This window comes from Ideonella sp. A 288, assembly GCF_002198735.1.
Taxonomy (GTDB): domain Bacteria; phylum Pseudomonadota; class Gammaproteobacteria; order Burkholderiales; family Burkholderiaceae_C; genus Pseudaquabacterium.
In genome coordinates, this window is the sequence record NZ_MWLO01000061.1 from 1 (window position 1) to 17,155 (window position 17,155).

At 70.9% G+C, this 17,155-nt stretch carries 16 protein-coding genes; 2 read left to right on the forward strand and 14 right to left on the reverse strand.

Annotation, left to right across the window (positions count from 1 at the left end):
- Positions 1-71 precede the first annotated feature (71 nt).
- Together EOINJALH_RS31000 and EOINJALH_RS03405 are read left to right on the forward strand one after the other, a co-directional pair.
- Positions 72-1,871, forward strand: a complete 1,800-nt coding sequence (locus EOINJALH_RS31000; protein WP_144289842.1) for a hypothetical protein — start codon at positions 72-74, stop codon at positions 1,869-1,871.
- 147 nt (positions 1,872-2,018) lie between these two features.
- Positions 2,019-2,996: a tripartite tricarboxylate transporter substrate binding protein gene (locus EOINJALH_RS03405; protein WP_088278908.1), complete on the forward strand. Its 978-nt coding sequence runs from the start codon at positions 2,019-2,021 to the stop codon at positions 2,994-2,996.
- Between the two features lie 20 nt (positions 2,997-3,016).
- Here the strand turns inward: EOINJALH_RS03405 and EOINJALH_RS03410 are convergent, their stop codons facing one another.
- From EOINJALH_RS03410 to EOINJALH_RS03475, 14 genes are all read right to left on the reverse strand, one after another.
- Positions 3,017-3,922, reverse strand: coding sequence for an SDR family NAD(P)-dependent oxidoreductase (locus EOINJALH_RS03410; RefSeq protein ID WP_088278921.1), 906 nt, complete (start codon positions 3,920-3,922; stop codon positions 3,017-3,019).
- An 8-nt stretch (positions 3,923-3,930) separates the two neighbouring features.
- Complete coding sequence (locus tag EOINJALH_RS03415; protein WP_088278909.1) at positions 3,931-4,740, reverse strand: enoyl-CoA hydratase/isomerase family protein; 810 nt, start codon at positions 4,738-4,740, stop codon at positions 3,931-3,933.
- 23 nt (positions 4,741-4,763) lie between these two features.
- The gene (locus EOINJALH_RS03420) at positions 4,764-5,744 is read right to left on the reverse strand and encodes a tripartite tricarboxylate transporter substrate binding protein (protein WP_088278910.1); all 981 of its coding nucleotides are present in this window, start codon (positions 5,742-5,744) and stop codon (positions 4,764-4,766) included.
- Positions 5,741-7,411 carry an AMP-binding protein gene (locus EOINJALH_RS03425; RefSeq protein ID WP_088278911.1) on the reverse strand — a complete coding sequence of 557 codons (1,671 nt, stop codon included), beginning with the start codon at positions 7,409-7,411 and terminating at the stop codon, positions 5,741-5,743. The genes EOINJALH_RS03420 and EOINJALH_RS03425 overlap by 4 nt, the downstream gene beginning before the upstream one ends.
- Entirely contained in the window at positions 7,408-8,577 is a 1,170-nt protein-coding gene (locus EOINJALH_RS03430) for an acyl-CoA dehydrogenase family protein (protein WP_088278912.1), read from the reverse strand. The genes EOINJALH_RS03425 and EOINJALH_RS03430 overlap by 4 nt, the downstream gene beginning before the upstream one ends.
- On the reverse strand, positions 8,574-9,398 hold the full coding sequence (locus tag EOINJALH_RS03435; protein WP_088278913.1) for an SDR family NAD(P)-dependent oxidoreductase: 825 nt from the start codon (positions 9,396-9,398) through the stop codon (positions 8,574-8,576). The genes EOINJALH_RS03430 and EOINJALH_RS03435 overlap by 4 nt, the downstream gene beginning before the upstream one ends.
- 20 nt (positions 9,399-9,418) lie before the next feature.
- Positions 9,419-9,838, reverse strand: coding sequence for a MaoC family dehydratase (locus EOINJALH_RS03440; protein WP_088278914.1), 420 nt, complete (start codon positions 9,836-9,838; stop codon positions 9,419-9,421).
- Positions 9,831-10,274 (reverse strand): MaoC family dehydratase N-terminal domain-containing protein, encoded by a 444-nt coding sequence (locus tag EOINJALH_RS03445; protein WP_088278915.1) that lies wholly within the window; start codon positions 10,272-10,274, stop codon positions 9,831-9,833. The genes EOINJALH_RS03440 and EOINJALH_RS03445 overlap by 8 nt, the downstream gene beginning before the upstream one ends.
- Positions 10,274-11,464 carry a lipid-transfer protein gene (locus EOINJALH_RS03450; protein WP_088278916.1) on the reverse strand — a complete coding sequence of 397 codons (1,191 nt, stop codon included), beginning with the start codon at positions 11,462-11,464 and terminating at the stop codon, positions 10,274-10,276. Before EOINJALH_RS03450 ends, EOINJALH_RS03445 begins: the two co-directional genes overlap by 1 nt.
- Positions 11,465-11,615: 151 nt before the next feature.
- Positions 11,616-12,161, reverse strand: coding sequence for a hypothetical protein (locus tag EOINJALH_RS03455; protein ID WP_144289843.1), 546 nt, complete (start codon positions 12,159-12,161; stop codon positions 11,616-11,618).
- Positions 12,158-13,354: an acetyltransferase gene (locus EOINJALH_RS03460; RefSeq protein ID WP_088278918.1), complete on the reverse strand. Its 1,197-nt coding sequence runs from the start codon at positions 13,352-13,354 to the stop codon at positions 12,158-12,160. The genes EOINJALH_RS03455 and EOINJALH_RS03460 overlap by 4 nt, the downstream gene beginning before the upstream one ends.
- 161 nt (positions 13,355-13,515) lie before the next feature.
- Positions 13,516-15,021, reverse strand: a complete 1,506-nt coding sequence (locus tag EOINJALH_RS03465) for a long-chain fatty acid--CoA ligase (RefSeq protein ID WP_088278919.1) — start codon at positions 15,019-15,021, stop codon at positions 13,516-13,518.
- A 219-nt stretch (positions 15,022-15,240) separates the two neighbouring features.
- A complete protein-coding gene (locus EOINJALH_RS03470; RefSeq protein WP_088278920.1) occupies positions 15,241-15,795 on the reverse strand; it encodes a hypothetical protein in 555 nt (184 codons plus the stop codon).
- 245 nt (positions 15,796-16,040) lie between these two features.
- The gene (locus tag EOINJALH_RS03475) at positions 16,041-17,138 is read right to left on the reverse strand and encodes an MBL fold metallo-hydrolase (protein WP_088278922.1); all 1,098 of its coding nucleotides are present in this window, start codon (positions 17,136-17,138) and stop codon (positions 16,041-16,043) included.
- Positions 17,139-17,155 lie beyond the last annotated feature (17 nt).

The window sequence follows — 17,155 nt, forward strand, 5'->3', positions numbered from 1 at the left end:
CTCCCCCTCCGGCCCCTGAACCAGACCCGGAACCCGGACCGTCACCGGCGCCGCCACTGACGTTGACAGGTGTGCGTTACCGCTACCAACACCCCCGACTGTTCCAGCCCGCGCCGGCCGACTACCCGTCCCGCGTGGCGGGCGGCCTGCCCTACAGCGAGGGGCGCCAGAACGGCCCTACGGCGCAGTTCGTCGACTCATTGGCCGGCTGGACTTGGACCCGACCGGGTGGCGACTGGATAGATGCCGATGGCGTACGACATGGCGCCAAGCCCTGGGCAACTTACACGCAGCCCGCCCTGACAGCCGCCGGCGCGGTGGTGCCGGTCACCATGGATGTGACCAAAATGGCCCAACGTAGCGGATGGATGGCCATGCTGTTGCGTTGTCCCCGAGGCCAACGCAAAGTGTTGACCAGTGGAACAGCCATGCCGCGGGTCCTGTACACCTACGCGGACGGAAGCTCCGAAGCCGCCACCGCATACCTTTGCGCAGCGTCGGCAGTGGGCTCGACCCTGCCACTTGTGAAGGCGACGCAGATGGCGCTGCCGATCTTTATTGAGTTCCCTCGACCCAAAGCGCCGCCCACGCGAGCCGTTCTGCACTTCTCGTACACCGACGGGCAATGGGCAACGTATGGCGGACCAGCGGTGTTCGAAGTGATGCATTTGGACCCGCCGGTGAATCGCGATCCGGCCACCGGAGGTTTAGCCACCGCCTTCCCATTGGACATTGGCATCGAACATCATCCAGCAGTGTTCGGCGCGCACCGATACGAGGACGGCAGTCGCTGGTCCGACTTCGTATCGTCCCTCTACGTCAACACCGACGACGAGCGTGCGTTCGACCCGAAGTTGTACGACCGGGGTCAAGAAGACCGGAGCCTGCTTCCGCACAAGGACTTGGGCAAATGGATCATGGCCGGTCCCGACTGGAAACTGGTGCCCAGCACCTGGAAGGAGGACAATTTCGAGCCGTTTGCACCGGGCTTGGGGGCGATGCGCATCCACATGAAGAGTTCCGGCGTGAAGAACGGCGACGTGGGTGGATATGGGGGATCGTTGGCCGCCAACGCCAAGCTGTACTTGCCCGCCGACCGCTTCGGAAGGCAACGTCGTGTGTTCGTGCGCTGCGGCATCCGGATCACCCGTGGCCCTGGCTATATCGAAGGTGCTGCGGGCCGGCCACATGTGTACACCGCCGCAAAACAGGCGCGGTGGACCGAGGACGCCGGCAAGTTCTTCCCGATGCCGAGCCACAACCGCACCACGGGAGGCGTTTCCGGCTCTGCCGGCGGTGGCATGGGTTGGCAGACGCGCTTCGGCTGGCAAGCCAACGACTCGGCCATGGGCGGTCCGGACGAGAACGGCTGGACCATCTACGGGCATTTCTATGATTTCGGCCCGAACAATCCGCCCGGACACAATTACGTCGCGGACACCCGCGACGAGACCAACTTCGGCCAACGCGGTGGCCTGGGCTCGATGCTGTACTTTGACCAGTGGTATGACATCGAAGCCGAGATCCTGCTCAACAGTGTCGACCGGCCTGCCGTGCTGGCCGATGGCTCGCCGCACATCAAGAACGGCGTGCAGCAATACTGGACGCCCGACGGCGCCTGGCGCGTGTGGATCGATGGGCGCCTGGCCTTCGAGCGCACCGGCCTCGTGTTCCGATCGCTGCCCTTGGCGAACCCGGGGTTCCGACCCGGTTACTGCCGACCCTGCCGCGAACTTGGCGCCGAAGGCATCTGGATGAACTGGTTCCACGGTGGCCTGACCCAGAACGCGCGCCCCCGCACCTTGTTCATGGCCGGACTGGTCTGGGCAGAGCAGCGAATCGGACCGATGGACCGCAGAGCGGCACGCTGATCGGACGGGCGCGCGCCACTTCGGCAGGGGGAGCCGGTGTGCAGTAGATCGCCAGTCCCCAAGGCGGACACCTGAAGTTGGCAAACCCCGATTGCCTGGGCCGCACGGCTGGGCGAAGCTGTGCCGATCCCCACTCTGGAGATCGCCATGCGACTGCAACGCCGCCGCGCGGTGGCCGCCGCCAGCCTGTGCGCTGCTGCCCTGTTGGCCGGCCTGCCCCTGCGGGCCTCCGCCCAATCGGACAAGCAGCTCCGCCTGCTCGTCGGCTATGCGGCTGGCGGCCCAGTCGACGCGATGGCGCGCATCGTTGCGCCCTTGCTGTCGCGCGAGCTGGGCCAGCCGGTCATCGTCGAGAACAAGCCTGGCGCCAGTGGCGCGCTGGCCGGCGAACTGACCGTGGGCTCGGCGCCCGACGGGCTGACGGTCTTCTTCGCGGCCAGCCCCACGATCACCATCGTGCCGCACATCCATAAGAAGCTGCGCTACGACCCGGCGAAAGACCTGACGCCGGTGGCGCCGCTGCTGAGCTACGCCAACGTGCTGGTGGTGGCCAAGGACCATCCGGCGCGCAGCCTCGACGAACTGCTGTCGCTGGCCCGGGCGCAGCCGGGCCAGGTGTTCTACGGCTCGGCCGGTGTCGGTGCCAGCAACCACCTCAGCGGCGAACTGCTGGCCGCGCAGGCGAAGGTGAAGCTGGTGCACGTGCCCTACAAGGGCAATGCACCGGCGATGAACGACGTGATCGGCGGGCAGATCTCGATGATGTTCGACATCGTCGGCGGCGCGCGCAAGTACATCAGCGCCGGCCAGGTGCGGGCCATCGCCGTGACCTCGCCGCAGCGCAACCCGATGCTGCCCGAGGTGCCGACGATGCGCGAGGCCGGGCTGCCCGGCTACGAAGTCGGGGGCTGGTACGGCCTGTACGGCCCACCCAAGCTGCCGGCGGCCACCGTGCAGCGCCTGGCCGAGGCCACGCGCAAGGTGCTGGCCACCGCCGAGATGCAGGCCCGCCTGGCCGACCTTGGCTACAACGCCTGGTCGGGCACCGGCGAGCAACTCGCCGCGCAGGCGGCCAAGGAACTGGCGCTGTGGGGACCAGTCACCAAGGGCATCGAGATCGAGTGAGCGCGGCTGGGCAATGAAGCTCAGATCGGGTCCCAGCAGAACACATCGGCCGAGCGGTCCAGCGGGTAGAAGGCCGACTTGAGCGCCGGCATCGCATGCGCGGCCACACTCTCGGGCGTCCAGCCCTCGCTGCGGTGCACGCTGCGTTCGGGCCGCGGCTGGCTCATCAGGAAGATCTCGTTGTTGCGCACCGCGAAGATCTGGCCGCTCACCTCACTGGCCGCGTCGCTGGCGAGGTAGACCGCCACTGGGGCGATCTTGGCCGGCGTCATTTGCTGGATGCGCGCCACGCGGGCCTGCTGCTCGGGCGTGTCGGTCGGGATCGAGCCGATCATGCGGCTCCAGGCGAAGGGCGCGATGCAGTTGCTGCGCACGTTGAACTTCTGCATGTCCAGCGCGATGGACTTGGACAGCGCCGCCACGCCCAGCTTGGCCGCCGCGTAGTTGGCCTGGCCGAAGTTGCCGATCAGGCCCGAGGTGGACGTCATGTGCACGTAGGCGCCGCTGCCCTGCTCCTTGAAATGGTTGGCCGCGGCGCGGCTGACGTGCCAGGCGCCGTACAGGTGCACCTTGATCACTGCGTCCCACTCGTCCTGGCCCATCTTGTGGAAGAAGCGGTCGCGCAGGATGCCGGCGTTGTTGACCACCACGTCGATGCGGCCGAAGCTGTCGAGCGCGGCCTGCACGATGCGGCCGGCGCTGACCGGCTCGGACACGCTGTCGGTGCTGGCCGCCGCGCGGCCACCGGCGGCGCGGATCTCGTCCACCACCTGCTGCGCCGGGCCGCTGTCCAGGCCCTCGCCGGCCACCGAGGCACCGATGTCGTTGACCACCACCGCGGCGCCCTGCGCCGCGCACTGCAGCGCGATGTCGCGGCCGATGCCGCCACCGGCCCCAGTGACCACCACCACCTTGTCGTCGAGCATGCCCATGGTCACTCCTTGTCCTTGCCAACCGCGGCCGGCCACTGGAACATCGCCGGCCGCTTGTTCAGGAAGCGCTGCACCGCCTCGGCCTGGTACGGCGTCTCGAAGCACATGGCCTGGTCGTTGGCCTCTGTCGACAGCAGCGTGGACAGGTCGCTCGCCAGCGACATGCCCACGCTGCGCTTGATCAGGCTGGTGGCCAGCGGCGAGGCGCCGACAAAGCTGCGCGCCAGCGCGCCGGCCCGGTCCATCAGCGATTCGGCCGGCACGATCTCCATCACCAGGCCCAGGCGCAGCGCCTCGTCGGCCGCCACCTCGCGCGCCGACAGCATCAACTCCTTCGCGCGCTGCACGCCCACCACCCGGGGCAGCGTGTACATCGCGGCGAAGTCGGGCACCAGCCCCACGCGCATGAACGACAGGCAGAAGCGCGCGCGCGGCGTGGCCACCACGAAGTCGGCCATCAGCGACAGGCTGAAGCCGGCGCCGAAGGCCGGGCCATCGACGGCGGCAATCAGCGGCTTGTCCAGTTCGACGAGTTGCCGCATCCACGGCTGCACGTCGCGCATGCGGTCGCGCCAGCTCTCGATGGTGGCGGTGGGGCGCGATTCGGCCATGCCGCGCAGGTCGCCGCCGGCGCAAAAGGCACCGCCCGCGCCAGTGAGGATCACCGCGCGCACCGACTTGTCGGCCGCCAGTTGCGGCACCAGCCGTGCAAAGGCCACCCGCATGTCGCCGCTCAGCGCATTGCGCGCCTCGGGCCGGTTCAGCGTGAGCGTGGCCACGCCTTCGTGCAGTGAGTACTCGAGATCGCTCATGTCGGGCTCCTTGGTCGGTCGGGTCAGTCCAGCTTGATGTTCAGGTCCTTGATGAGCTTCGCATACACCGGGCCATCGGTCTTGATGACCGCGGCAAAGGCCTCGGGCGTGCCGCCCACCGGCGTCTGGCCCAGGTCTTCGATGCGCGCCGTGACGTCGGGCAGGCGGATGGCCTTCTGCAGGTCGGCCGCCAGCTTGGCCACGATGGGCGCCGGCGTGCCCGCGGGCAGGAAGAAACCGAACCAGCCCTTGGGCTCGAAGTTGGCGTAGCCCAGTTCGGCGAAGGTGGGCGCATCGGGGGCCATCTTCAGCCGCTCGGTGCCGGTGACGGCGAGCGCCTTGACCGCACCCGACTTGACGTGCGCGCGGCCTGTGCCGGCATCGACGAAGGCCATGCTGAGCTGGCCGCCGAGCAGATCGGTCATCATCGGCGCGGCGCCCTTGTAGGGCACATGGGCCAGGTCGGTGCCGGTGTGCGACTTGAACAGCTCGCCCTGGATGTGCGCACTGGTGCCGGCACCGTACGAGCCGTAGCCATGCTTGCCCGGCTGCTGCTTCAGCAGCGCCACGTACTCGGCCACCGTGTTGTAGGGGGCCTTGGCCGGCACCACCAGCAGGCTGGTGCTGGTGGACAGCTGCGACACCGGGATGAAGTCCTTGTAGGGGTCGTAGGGCAGCTTCATCAGCGTCGCGCCCTGCACGATGGCGGTGATGCCCAGCAGCACGGTGTATCCGTCAGGTGGCGCCTTGGCCACCAGGTCGTTGCCGACCACGCCACTGGCGCCGGGCTTGTTCTCGACCGTGACGTTCTGGCCCCAGGCCTCCTGCAGCTTGGCCGCCACCATGCGGCCCAGGATGTCGGTGGCGCCACCGGGCGCATAGGGCACGACGATGCGCACCGGCCTGGTCGGGAAGGTCTGGGCCTGTGCCGGCACCAGGGCGCCGGCCAGGGCCAGGGCGGCGGCGGCGATGGCCGCGCGTCGGTTGAAGAGGGAACCGGTCATGGCGTGTCTCCTTGCTGTTCTTCGCATCGATGTGGTTCGCGTCGATGTGGTTCGCGGTCCTGCAGCTCGCGCCACAGGATCTTGCCGGTGCCCGACTTGGGCAGGTGGTCCAGGAAGGCCACCTCGCGCGGCGCCTTGAACACCGCCATGCGGTCGCGGCACCAGCCGATGACGTCCTCGGCAGTCACGCCAGCGCTCGCGCCGGGCTTGAGCACCAGCAGCGCCTTGACGCGCTCGCCCGAACGCGGATCGGGCACGCCGATCACGCAGGCCTCGTGCACGGCCGGGTGCGCGTAGATCTGGTTCTCCACCTCGGCCGGCCACACCTTGTAGCCAGACACGCTGATCATGCGCTTGAGCCGGTCGCGCATGAAGAAGTAGCCTTCATCGTCGGCGGCACACAGGTCGCCGGTGCGCAGGAAGCGCTGGCCGTCGATCGTCACGTAGGCCTCGGCATCGGCCTCGGGGCGGCCCCAGTAACCCAGCATGACCTGCGGCGCGCGCGTGACCAGCTCACCCACCTCGCCCGGTGGCAGTTCGGCCAGCGTCACTGGGTCGACCACGCGCGAATCGACGCCGAAGGTCGGCACGCCCAGACAGCACGGCTTCTCGCGGCCGACCGGGTTGCAGTGCAGGAACGACGCGGTCTCGGTCATGCCGTAGGCCTCGTTCAGTGCCAGGCCATAGCGGTCGCGCAGCAGCGCCGACACGGCGTCGGGCACCGCGGCGCCGCCGCCGACCAGCAGCTTCAGGCTCGACAGGTCGCGCTGCGCCAGCCCTGGCTGGGCGAAGAAGTCGACCACCATCGTCGGCGGCGCCGCCCAGTAGGTGACGCGGTGGCGCTCGATCAGCACGGCGGCGGCCTCGCGGTCCCAGCGCGGCAGCATCACAAGGGTGCCGCCCGCCAGCAGCGGCAGGTTCATGCCGTTCTGCATGCCCAGCAGGTGGAACATCGGCGCCACAGACAGCGCCACGGTGTCGTCGCCGAGGCCTCGCCAGGTGCGCGAGGCGTGCAACGAGCTCAGCATCGTGCGGTGCGTGTGGCGGCAGCCCTTGGGGTGGCCGGTGGTGCCCGACGTGTAGGGCAGCACGCACAGGTCGTCGTGGCTGGTGGTCATCGGCGTCGGCGCCAGGCAGGCCTGCAGCACCTCCGGCCAGTGGGCGAAGGCGGCGGGCGCACCGTCGTCCGTGGCGTGGTCGAGCACCACGCCGCACGCCAGCGTGGCCACCCCCGCCGCACGTCCGACCAGCTCGCCCGAGGCCAGCACCACCCGCGCGCCGCTGTCGCCGGCCAGGTAGGCCAGCTCGGACGGCGTGCTCATCGCGTTCACGGGCACCACCACCGCGTCGGCGCGCATCACCGCGTGGTAGGCGATGCAGAAGCGCGGGCTGTTCTGGCTGAACAGCAGCACACGGTCGCCACGCTGCACGCCGCAGCGCTGCTGCAGCCAACCGGCCAGGGCCTCCACCTGGGCGAGCAGCTCGGCATGGCTCAGCACCTCGTCGCCGAAGACGATGGCCGGCCGGTGCGGCGTACGCGCGGCGTTGGCGCGCAGGCTGTCGACCAGCGTGGCCTCGGGCACCACCAGCGTGCGGGGCAGGCCCCCGGGCCAGAAGCGCGGGCGGGCGGCGGTCGGGTGGCCGGTCGGGGCGGCGGCCACCGTCATCGCGACGCGCGCTCCATGGCCCGGGCGATCAGCTCCTTCATCACCTCGTTGCTGCCGCCATAGATGCGGCCCACGCGCGCGTCGGCGTACATGCGGGCGATCGGGTACTCGGTCATGTAGCCGTAGCCGCCGTGCAGTTGCAGGCATTCGTCGACCACCTTGCCCACCGCCTCGGTGACCCAACTCTTGGCCATGGCCGCGGTGGCCAGGTCGAGCTCGTCGCGCAGCGCGCGGCCGATGCAGTCGTCGACGAAGCTGCGCGCCACCGTGGCCAGGGTCTGGCATTCGGCGAGCTTGAAACGGGTGTTCTGCATCGCCATCAGCGGCTGGCCGAACGCCTGCCGCTGCTGCACGTAGGCCAGGGTCTCGTCTACGGCGCGCTGCAGGGTGGCCACGCCGCCCACGGCGATGATCAGCCGCTCGCGCGGCAATTGCTCCATCAGCTGCGCGAAGCCGCGGCCCTCGTCGGTGCCCAGCAGCTGGTGCGCCGGCACGCGCATCTCGTCGAAGAACAGCTCGCAGGTGTCGATGCTGTGCTGGCCGATCTTGTCGAGCAGGCGGCCGCGCCGGTAGCCTTCTTGCCCCGCCGTCTCGACCATGATCAGCGACAGGCCCTTGCCGCCCGATTCGGGCCCGGTGCGCGCCACCACGCACACCAGGTCGGCGTGCCAGCCGTTGGTGATGAAGGTCTTGGCGCCGTTGATCACGTAGTGGTCGCCGTCGCGGCGGGCCGAGGTGCGGATGGCCTGCAGGTCGGTGCCGGCACCGGGCTCAGTCATCGCGATGGCGGCCACCAGCTCGCCGGCGGCCATCTTCGGCAGCCAGCGCTGCTTCTGCGCCTCGGTGCCATAGCGCAGGATGTAGTGGGCCACGATGCCCGAGTGCACGCCGTTGGAGAAGCCGCCCACGCCGGCCCGTGCATGGGCCTGGGTGATCACCACCTCGTGGCCGAAGTGGCCGCCACCGCCGCCGTACTGCTCGGGGATGCTGACGCACAGCAGCCCGGCCGCACCGGCCTGGTTCCAGATGCCGCGGTCGCCGTGGCGCTGCTCGCGCCAGCGGGCGTCGTGCGGCACGCATTCGCGCTCGAAGAAGCGGTTGGCGGCGTCCTCGAGTTGCTCGAGGTCGTGGTCCATCCAGGTCGGCTTCGGCCAAGGAAGGCTCATGGCTTCCCCCCCGCACACACCAGCACCTGCCCGCTGACGTAGTTGCTCTCGGGGCAGCAGAACAGGTACACCGCCCCGGCGGCCTCCTCGGGTGTGCCGGCGCGGCCGATCGGGATGGTCTTCTCGGCGCTCTCCAGGATCTGCGGGTTCACGCCCACCTTGATCTGCCGGCCCTCGATGTCGATGCGCGCGTCACCCGCGGCCGAGGCCTCGGTGAGCCGCGTCTTGATCAGCCCGAAGGCGACGCTGTTGACGTTGACCTTGTAGCGGCCCCACTCCTTGGCCATCGCGCGCGTCAGGCCGTTGATGCCCGACTTGGCCGCCGCATAGTTGACCTGTCCGGCGTTGCCGAACACGCCCGAGGTGGACGAGATGTTGACCACCTTGCGGAACACCTCGTGCCCGGCCTCGGCCTCGCGGCGCGCGGCCTCGCGGATGAAGCCCGAGGCGGCGCGCAGGATGCGGAACGGCGCCTTCAGGTGCACGTCGAGGATGGCGTCCCACTGCGCGTCGTCCATCTTCTGGATCACGTTGTCCCAGGTGTAGCCGGCGTTGTTGACGATGATGTCCAGCCCGCCGTAGCTGTCGACCGCCGTGCGCACGAAGCGCTCGGCGAAGCCGTCGGCGGTGACGCTGCCGATGCAGGCCACCGCCTGGCCGCCGGCCGCCCGGATGGCCGCCACCGCGGCCTCGGCCGGTTCGGCATCGAGGTCGTTGACGACCACGCGCGCGCCCTCGCTCGCCAGCTTGGTGGCGATGGCCAGCCCGATGCCGCGCCCCGAGCCCGACACCAGGGCCACCTTGTCCTGCAATCTGCCCATCGCGGGTCTCCTGTGTGCGTTCAATCCAGGGCGACGACGGCGTCGCCAATCAGCTTCACCTGCCCGGCCTCGTTGGCCGTCTGCACGGCCAGCCGGGCGCGGCGCTCGCCGCCGGCCTCGAACAGCTCGGTGACGGTGCCGCTGCAGGTGATGCGCTCGCCCACCTGCGTGATGGCGACGAAGCGCACGCCGAACTCGCGCACCCGCGGCTGCGGCACCCAGTGCGTCAGCGCCCTGCCCAGCCAGGCCATCGACAGCATGCCGTGCGCGAACACGTCGGGCATGCCGGCTCGGCGCGCGAAATCGAGGTCGACGTGGATCGGGTTGTGGTCGCCCGAGGCGCCCAGGTACAGCGCCAGGTCGAAGCGCGACACCGGCGCCTGGGCGACGGCGGGCAGCACGTCGCCGACCTTCAGGTGTTGCAGCGCCGCCCTATCCATTGCGCACCACCGTCACGCAGTCGAGCTCAGCCACCGGCTCGCCGCGGTGGTTGGTGACCCGGGTCTCGCGCACCACGAACTCCAGCGCCCCGCCCTTCTTGTCGTAGATGTCGGCGATGCGCTGCTCGAAGGTGAGCGTGTCGCCGGCATGGGCCATCGCGTGGTAGCGGAAGCGCTGCTCGCCGTGCAGGATGCGCGCGATGTCGATGCCCAGCAGCGTGCGCAGGGCACCGGGGTCGGGCGCGTCCATCTCCAGGCAGAACAGGAAGGTGGGCGGCACCGGCAGGCCGGCAAAGCCGGCGGCGCGCGCCGCGGCCTCGTCCAGGTACTCGGGCCGCGTTTCGCCGATGGCCTTCGCGAACAAGCGCAGCCTGCTGGCCTCGACCGGCACCGTGAACGGCGCCAGGCGGTGCCCGATGAACCCCTTGTCCAGCATCAGGCGTCCACCCGCTGGTAGAGCGTGACGACGCAGGCGCCGCCCAGCCCCAGGTTGTGCTGCAGGGCCAGCCGCGCGCCCTCGACCTGGCGCTGCTCGGCCTGGCCGCGCAGTTGCCATGTCAGCTCGGCACACTGCGCCAGGCCGGTGGCGCCCAGCGGGTGGCCCTTGGACAGCAGGCCGCCGGAGGGGTTGGTGACGATGCGCCCGCCGTAGGTGTTGTCGCCGTCGACGATGAAGCGCTCGGCCGTGCCCTCGGCCGTGAGGCCCAGCGCCTCGTAGGTGATCAGCTCGTTGGCGGTGAAGCAGTCGTGCAGTTCAACCACGTCCAGGTCGTCGGGGCCGATGCCGGCGGCGTCGTACACCTTCTGCGCCGCGGTGCGGGCCATGTCGTAGCCGACCAGGCGGCGCATGTCGTGCGCCTCAAAGGTGCTGGCGGTGTCGGTGGTCATGGCCTGGGCGGCGATGCGCACGCGCGTGTCCAGGCCGTGGCGGCGGGCGAAGGCCTCGCTGCAGATCACCGCCGCGGCGGCGCCGCAGGTGGGCGGGCAGCACTGCAGGCGGGTGAGTGGGTCGAACACCTTGGGCGCGGCCATGACCTCGTCGAGCGTGACGGTCTGGCGGAACACCGCCAGCGGGTTGCGCGCCGCATGCTGCCGGGCCTTGACCGAGATGCGCGCGAAGGTGTCGGCGCGGATGCCGTGCTCGGCGATGTAGGCCCGCGCCGCGCCGCCGAAGAACTGCGCCGCGCGCGGTGCCGCTGGCTCGATGCCCTGGTCCTGCTGCATCGCGTCGACGAAGCGGGCCAGCGGCGACGGCCGGTCGTCGTAGGCGCCCTTCAGTGCGCCGGGCACCATCTGCTCGAAGCCCAGCGCCAGCACGCACTCGGCCGCACCCGAGGCCACCGCCTGCCGCGCCAGGAACAGCGCGGTCGAACCGGTGGAGCAGTTGTTGTTGACGTTGACCACCGGGATGCCGGTGAGGCCGACGCCGTAGACCGCCGCCTGGCCGGCGGTGGAGTCGCCGTAGACGTAGCCCACGTAGGCCTGCTCGATGTGCTCGTAGGGCACATGGGCATCGTCCAGCGCCAGCCGCGCGGCGCGTGCGCCCATCACGTGGTACGGGTCGCTGGCCCCGGGCTTGGTGAACGGGATCATGCCCACGCCCACCACATGAACCGCCTGCGTCATGCTCGTCTCCTGGTTGAGCCCCGGAGTGTGGGCAGCGCCGCGGCGCGCGGCAATGGCCGCAATGCTCAGCGGGATTGGCGGGAACGCTCGGCGCCGACCCCGCCGCACGGGGCGGTTGGGCAAGTGCAGCCCGCAGGCCGTTGCGCAGGCGTCAGCGGTCGGAGGGCCCGACCACGCCCACCGGCTGCTCGGCCGTCCAGGCCGTGGTGCGGCCGTCGGCAAAGACGGCCCTCACCCGCACCGACGATTGCGCCGACTGCATGGCCAGCATCAGGTCGCGCCGATACAGGCCCGCGGCCACCGCGTTCTCGCCGGCGGCCACTTCGACGCGGTGGCAACCGCGGTCGACGGGCGTGGGCCTGCGGGGTGCCCCCTCGCTGGTCGTCAACCGCGCCTCGTAGCGCACGGCGCCGGCGACCGGCTGCCAGCACAACGTCCAGAAGGTCTGCCAGGCGATGCGGCCACGGCCGGATCGACGCTGCACGTCCTCGAGCCGCCGCACCAGGCCATCCGGTGCGGCGGGCAGATCGGCCTGCGGCGCGGTCTCGTCGCCGTGCGCATGGGCGTGGCCATGGTCATGCGCGTGTCCGTGCATCGGCTCGGCGGCGCCGGCCGACGCGCCGATCGATGCCAGCGCCACGGTCAGCGCCATCACCGCGCCGGCCAGGGCCGGCGGCCTGGTGGCGACGCCGGTCACGGCGTGATGTCGCACCATTCGACCGGGCTGGTGACCCGGGCCGCACCGGCGCCGATGATCACCGTGCAATCGGGCACGACGGTGCCAGGCGGCAGGTCGGCCTGCTGCACCAGACTCTTGTAGCCGATGGTGGTGCCCGAACCCACCAGCGACCGGAACAGCACCGACCAGTCGCCGACCACGACGTTGTCTCCGGCGATCATGGCCCCCGCGGCGCCACCGCCGTGCACGACGCTGTGGAAGCCGTAGCGGCCGTTCAGCCCCACGCTCAGGTCGGTGGTCTCGAGCGCATGGAATGTGGTCTTGCTGGCCATCGAATCGATCGAGCCGATCCGGAACGGGTGGCCCTCGTCAGCCCGCAGCGACACCTGGCCGCCCATGCGCCGCTTCAACTCGGCCAGGGTGTTGCCGATGCGCACGTCGCCGATGATGCGGTTGCGGAAGCCCGGGTCGGCCGTGGGCAGGCCATTGAGGGTGGGCAGCACCTCGACGGGGTCGAACAGCGTGACCGGGTTCGGGCCGATGCCACGCACCTTGGACGGCTCGGCAGCTGCCATTTCGCTGTAGCCGACGGCAAACTCGCGGTTGACAGCGATCACGCCGTTCATGAAATCGAGGTCGGCCTGCACGACGGCCACACTCTTGGCCGTCACCTGCGCATTGCTGGTGACGTTGGCGCCCGACAGCACCTTGCGGCCCGACGGGATGGTGACCCCGGGCCCGACGCGGGCCAGCGCAGAAACCATCGCGTTCTTCTGCACGATGGCACCGTCGACCACGGCGTTGAAACTCACGAAGCTGGGGCACGTGGTCTGCGTCCTCACCGGGCAGGTGCCGGTCATGCCGATCTGCGCCGGGCCCTTGACAACCGCGCCGTGCGCCAGGATCACCTGTCGGCCCAGGCTGATGGCCCCGGTGGACGCGTTGACCTCGGCGTTGTCCTGCACGTTCGACTCGCTGCCAACGCGGATGTAGAGCGTGCTGGTCGGCGCCGTCAGGCGCGCGAACGGCCCGATGAAGACCAGTCCGCCGAGGCCGATGTTGGCGTTGCCGAGCAGCTGCACGGTGGGGTCGACGAAGCTCGGCGTGGGCGACACGGCGAGCTGGGACTGGGACAAGGCTGGCGTCACGACAGCGGCCAGGGCAATGCTGGCGGCCACGGCAACGGCGTGGCAGCGGAAGGGGGTGGTCATGGGGAGTCCCTGAAGTGGGTGGATTCGTCTCCCCGTGCCGGGGAGCGGCCACTGGCTCTGGGCCAGTGCTTCAAATACTAGGCACTGACGACTCGACACCCCTGTGACATGTCGTCGCAGGTACCCCCCACCGCATTGCGCGGGATCAAAGCCGGGGCGCTTCAGCGCCAGTCGGGCGTGCGAAACGCCTGCCTGAGCACGGCCTTCTGCACCTTGCCCGCCGCCGACAGCGGCAAGGCGTCGACGAAGAGGATGCCGCGCGGGCACTTGTAGCCGGCCAGGCGGGTGCGGCAATGGGCGCGCAGCGCGTCCTCGTCCACCGCCTGCCCCGCACGGCGCACCACCACGGCCTGCACGGCCTCGCCCCACTGCGCATCGGGCACGCCGACCACCGCCGCATCGGCCACCGCGGGGTGGCTGCGCAGCACGGTCTCGACCTCCACGCAATAGACGTTCTCGCCGCCGGTGATCACCATGTCCTTCAGCCGGTCGACCACCCACATGTGGCCGGCGGCGTCCATGCGGCCGGCGTCGCCGGTGTGCAGCCAGCCGTCGCGCAGCGCCTCGGCCGTGGCTTCGGGCTGGCGCCAGTAGCCGGCCATCACCATCGGGCCGCGCACCACGATCTCGCCGACGGTGCCGCGCGGCACTTCATCGCCGCGTTCGTCGACGATGCGGATCTCGGCGCCCAGGCCGGCGCGCCCCACCGAATCGAGCAAGCCCAGGCCACGCGCCTCGGGCCGGTGGTGCGCCGGCGGGTTGATGCACACCGCGGCGGCCGTCTCGGTCAGGCCGTAGGCCTGGAAGAACTCGGCCTCGGGCCAGGCCTGCAACGCGCGGTCGAGCAGGTCGGGCGGCATCGGCGCGGCCCCGAAGGCGATGCGGCGCAAGCTCTGCAGCGTGGCCGCGTCGAAGGCCGGGTGGTCAAGCAGCGCCTGCAGCATGCTGGGCACGACGATGAGGTCGGTGACCCGGTGCGCGGCGATGTCGGCCAGCACGGCATCGGGCCGGAACTGCGGCACCGTGAGGCAGGCGCCGCCGACGATCAGCTGCCCGATCAGCCGGCCCAGCCCGGCCACGTGGAACAGCGGCGCCACCAGCAGCGAGATCGAATCGGCCGGGTTGTTCAGCTCGGCCCCGCGCGCCATGGCTGCCGACCAGAAGTTGGCGTGCGTGAGCATCACGCCCTTGGCGCGGCCCGTGGTGCCGCCGGTGAACAGGATGGCCGCCAGCGCGTCGCCGCCCGTGCGGGCATCGCCCACCGGCCCATGGTGCGCCGACTCCACCGCCAGCACCTCGCCGCGCAGCGGCGCGCGGCCGCCCAGCGACCGTGCCGTGGCCAGCAGGCTGTCGTCGGCCACCAGCAGCGCCGGCTCGGCATCGGCCAGCGCGGCCGACAGTTCGGGCGCGCTCCAGCGCGTGTTCAGCGGCACGGCCACCGCGCCCAGCCACCACAGCGCCAGCAACTGGGTGACCAGGCGATCGGTGTTGGGCGACAGCAGCGCCACCCGGTCGCCGGCCGCGACACCGCGCCGGCGCAGCGTGGCCGCCAGCCGCGCCACCTGGTCGGCCAGTGCGGCAAAGCTGTGCACGCGGTCGCCGTAGCGCAGCGCCATCTTGTCGGGGTGGCGCTGCACGGCCCGGTGCAGGCCCTGGGTCAGGTACATCGGCGGGGTCGGTCGGATGTGACGAAGCGGCGCAGCTTGCGCCGAGGCCGGGGCCGCGCCAATGGCCAAAGCGGCCAGATCGATTGGCCAAAGCGCCCCGCCGCCGCGCTGTCGGCGCCGGCGTGCGTCCGGGGTGGCGCGGCACGGCAGCGGGACGACGCGGGTGCGAGCCGTCCGCGCGGCCTCACGGCCTGCGGACGGCCACCACGGTGGCGAGGGTCAGTCGTCGTCGCCGCTGACCGGGGCCGGGATGCCCGCGGCAAACCAGTTGCCCAGCACGCCAGTGGTCGGGTTGGCCGAGCGGATCAGCAGCACCGGCGTGTCGCAGGTGTCGGGCATCACCGCGGCATTGAGGCCGTCTTCGCTCAGCTTGCCGTTGATGCGGAAGTTGCCGTAGATGTCGAGCTCGAACGGGCCGCTGTTGAACTTGCGGGCGGTGGCGGCCGGCCCACAGGCCAGCGTGGCCGCCACGTGGGTGACCCCACCCCGGCCACCGATCAGGTCGCCACTGGTGAACACCAGGTTGGTGCCGCGGGCCGTGAGCGTGCCGTCCTTGGCCACCGACGCCTTCAGGGTGCGCAGCATCCAGGCCCGGCCGCCGGGGTTGATGCCGCGCACGACGTTGAGCGTGTCCACGCCACCGGCGGCGGTGAGCGGATCGACCCCGATGGTGCCGCTGAAGCGCACCAGCGGCGGCGGCGAGCGGTCGTGGGCGACCGCGGTGCCCATGGCGGTGATGGCGAGCAAGGCGATGAGCGATGACTTCAGTTGCACGTTGAACCTCCTGCGAAGACGGATGGGTGGTGGCCCGCGGCAGATGCGCCCACGGGCCCCTGTGGTGGGGCAGGCCGGCCACGCCGAGGCGCCGGGCCCGCGCTGTATACGGCCCAGGTGCTGGCGTATTCCCGACGAAGTTGCGCTGGTATGCCAAGCGGCGGCCCCGCGGCCAGGCGCCGCCGCGCGCCAGGCCCCGCCACGGCGCGCTCAGCCCTGTCGCGGCCGCCCCACCGCTGGCGCGATCACACCAGGCGGTAGTGCCAGACGCCGTCCGCGTCGCAGTCGCGCCGCACCTCGCCCAGGGCCATCAGGTGGTTCAGGTGGGCCAGGCTCTCGCCGGTGGCCATGCCGAGCAGGTCGCTGTCGGTGCCGATGGGCCGTGCGAACAGCGCACCGAAGACGTCGATGGCCCGGCGCGGCCCGCCCGCCAGGCTGCGGCGCAGCCGCTCCAGGCCCTTGGCGTGGCCGGAGGCCAGCCGGTCGAGCCGCGCATGCAGCCCGAGGAAGGGCTCGCCGTGGGCGGGCAGCACCAGCAGGCCGTCGGGCAGCCGGGCCCGCAGGTGCTCGATGGAGGCGATCCAGTCGCCCAGCGGATCGGCCTCGGGCTCGGTCGGGAACACCGACACGTTCGACGAGATGCGCGGCAGCACCTGGTCGCCGGAGATCAGCACCCCCGCCTCGTCGCAGACCAGGCAGGCGTGCTCGGGCGAATGGCCACGGCCGATGAGGATGCGCCAGTCGCGCGTACCGATGCGGATGGCCTGCCCGTCGTGCAGGCGGTGGAAGCTGTCGGGCAGCGGGTGCAGGTACTTGCCGAAGCCGCCGAAGCGCGCCCGGTACAGGTCGAGCGCCGACTCGGGCCAGCCGCAGGCGCGGTAGAAGCGGATCGCGTCGTCGGGGGCCTCGCGGCCGGTGTCGGCGGCCAGGGTGCGGCAGCTCAGGTACTCCAGCCGCGAGATCCACATCCGGGCGTCGAACTTGCGCGTCAGCCAGCCGGCCATGCCGACGTGGTCGGGGTGCATGTGGGTGACGAACACGCGGGTCACCCTCGCGCCCTGCGGCGTCGAGGCCAGAGGGCCGTCGGCGGCCAGCAGGTGGCCCCAGGCGGCCATCACGTCGGCGGTCTTGGTACCGGTGTCGACGATGGCCCAGCCGGCGCCACGCTCGTCCCAGTCGGCGATGGCCCAGAGGTTGATGTGGTTCAGCGCAAACGGCAAGGGCATGCGCAGCCACAGCACGCCGGGCGCCACCTCGCGCACCTGGCCGGCCGCCGGCGGCTCGCCGCAGGGGTAGCGCAGGCCATGGGCCTCGTCGGGGCGGCCGTCCGAGGTGGGTGGCAGGGCGGCGTCGGCCGGGG

Excerpts from the sequence above, each read along its gene's own strand:
- EOINJALH_RS03405 (WP_088278908.1), top strand. The coding sequence starts at position 2,019 with ATGCGACTGCAACGCCGCCGCGCGGTGGCCGCCGCCAGCCTGTGCGCT.
- EOINJALH_RS03410 (WP_088278921.1), bottom strand. The coding sequence starts at position 3,922 with ATGCTCGACGACAAGGTGGTGGTGGTCACTGGGGCCGGTGGCGGCATC.
- EOINJALH_RS03415 (WP_088278909.1), bottom strand. The coding sequence starts at position 4,740 with ATGAGCGATCTCGAGTACTCACTGCACGAAGGCGTGGCCACGCTCACG.
- EOINJALH_RS03420 (WP_088278910.1), bottom strand. The coding sequence starts at position 5,744 with ATGACCGGTTCCCTCTTCAACCGACGCGCGGCCATCGCCGCCGCCGCC.
- EOINJALH_RS03425 (WP_088278911.1), bottom strand. The coding sequence starts at position 7,411 with ATGACGGTGGCCGCCGCCCCGACCGGCCACCCGACCGCCGCCCGCCCG.
- EOINJALH_RS03430 (WP_088278912.1), bottom strand. The coding sequence starts at position 8,577 with ATGAGCCTTCCTTGGCCGAAGCCGACCTGGATGGACCACGACCTCGAG.
- EOINJALH_RS03435 (WP_088278913.1), bottom strand. The coding sequence starts at position 9,398 with ATGGGCAGATTGCAGGACAAGGTGGCCCTGGTGTCGGGCTCGGGGCGC.
- EOINJALH_RS03440 (WP_088278914.1), bottom strand. The coding sequence starts at position 9,838 with ATGGATAGGGCGGCGCTGCAACACCTGAAGGTCGGCGACGTGCTGCCC.
- EOINJALH_RS03445 (WP_088278915.1), bottom strand. The coding sequence starts at position 10,274 with ATGCTGGACAAGGGGTTCATCGGGCACCGCCTGGCGCCGTTCACGGTG.
- EOINJALH_RS03450 (WP_088278916.1), bottom strand. The coding sequence starts at position 11,464 with ATGACGCAGGCGGTTCATGTGGTGGGCGTGGGCATGATCCCGTTCACC.
- EOINJALH_RS03460 (WP_088278918.1), bottom strand. The coding sequence starts at position 13,354 with ATGACCACCCCCTTCCGCTGCCACGCCGTTGCCGTGGCCGCCAGCATT.
- EOINJALH_RS03465 (WP_088278919.1), bottom strand. The coding sequence starts at position 15,021 with ATGTACCTGACCCAGGGCCTGCACCGGGCCGTGCAGCGCCACCCCGAC.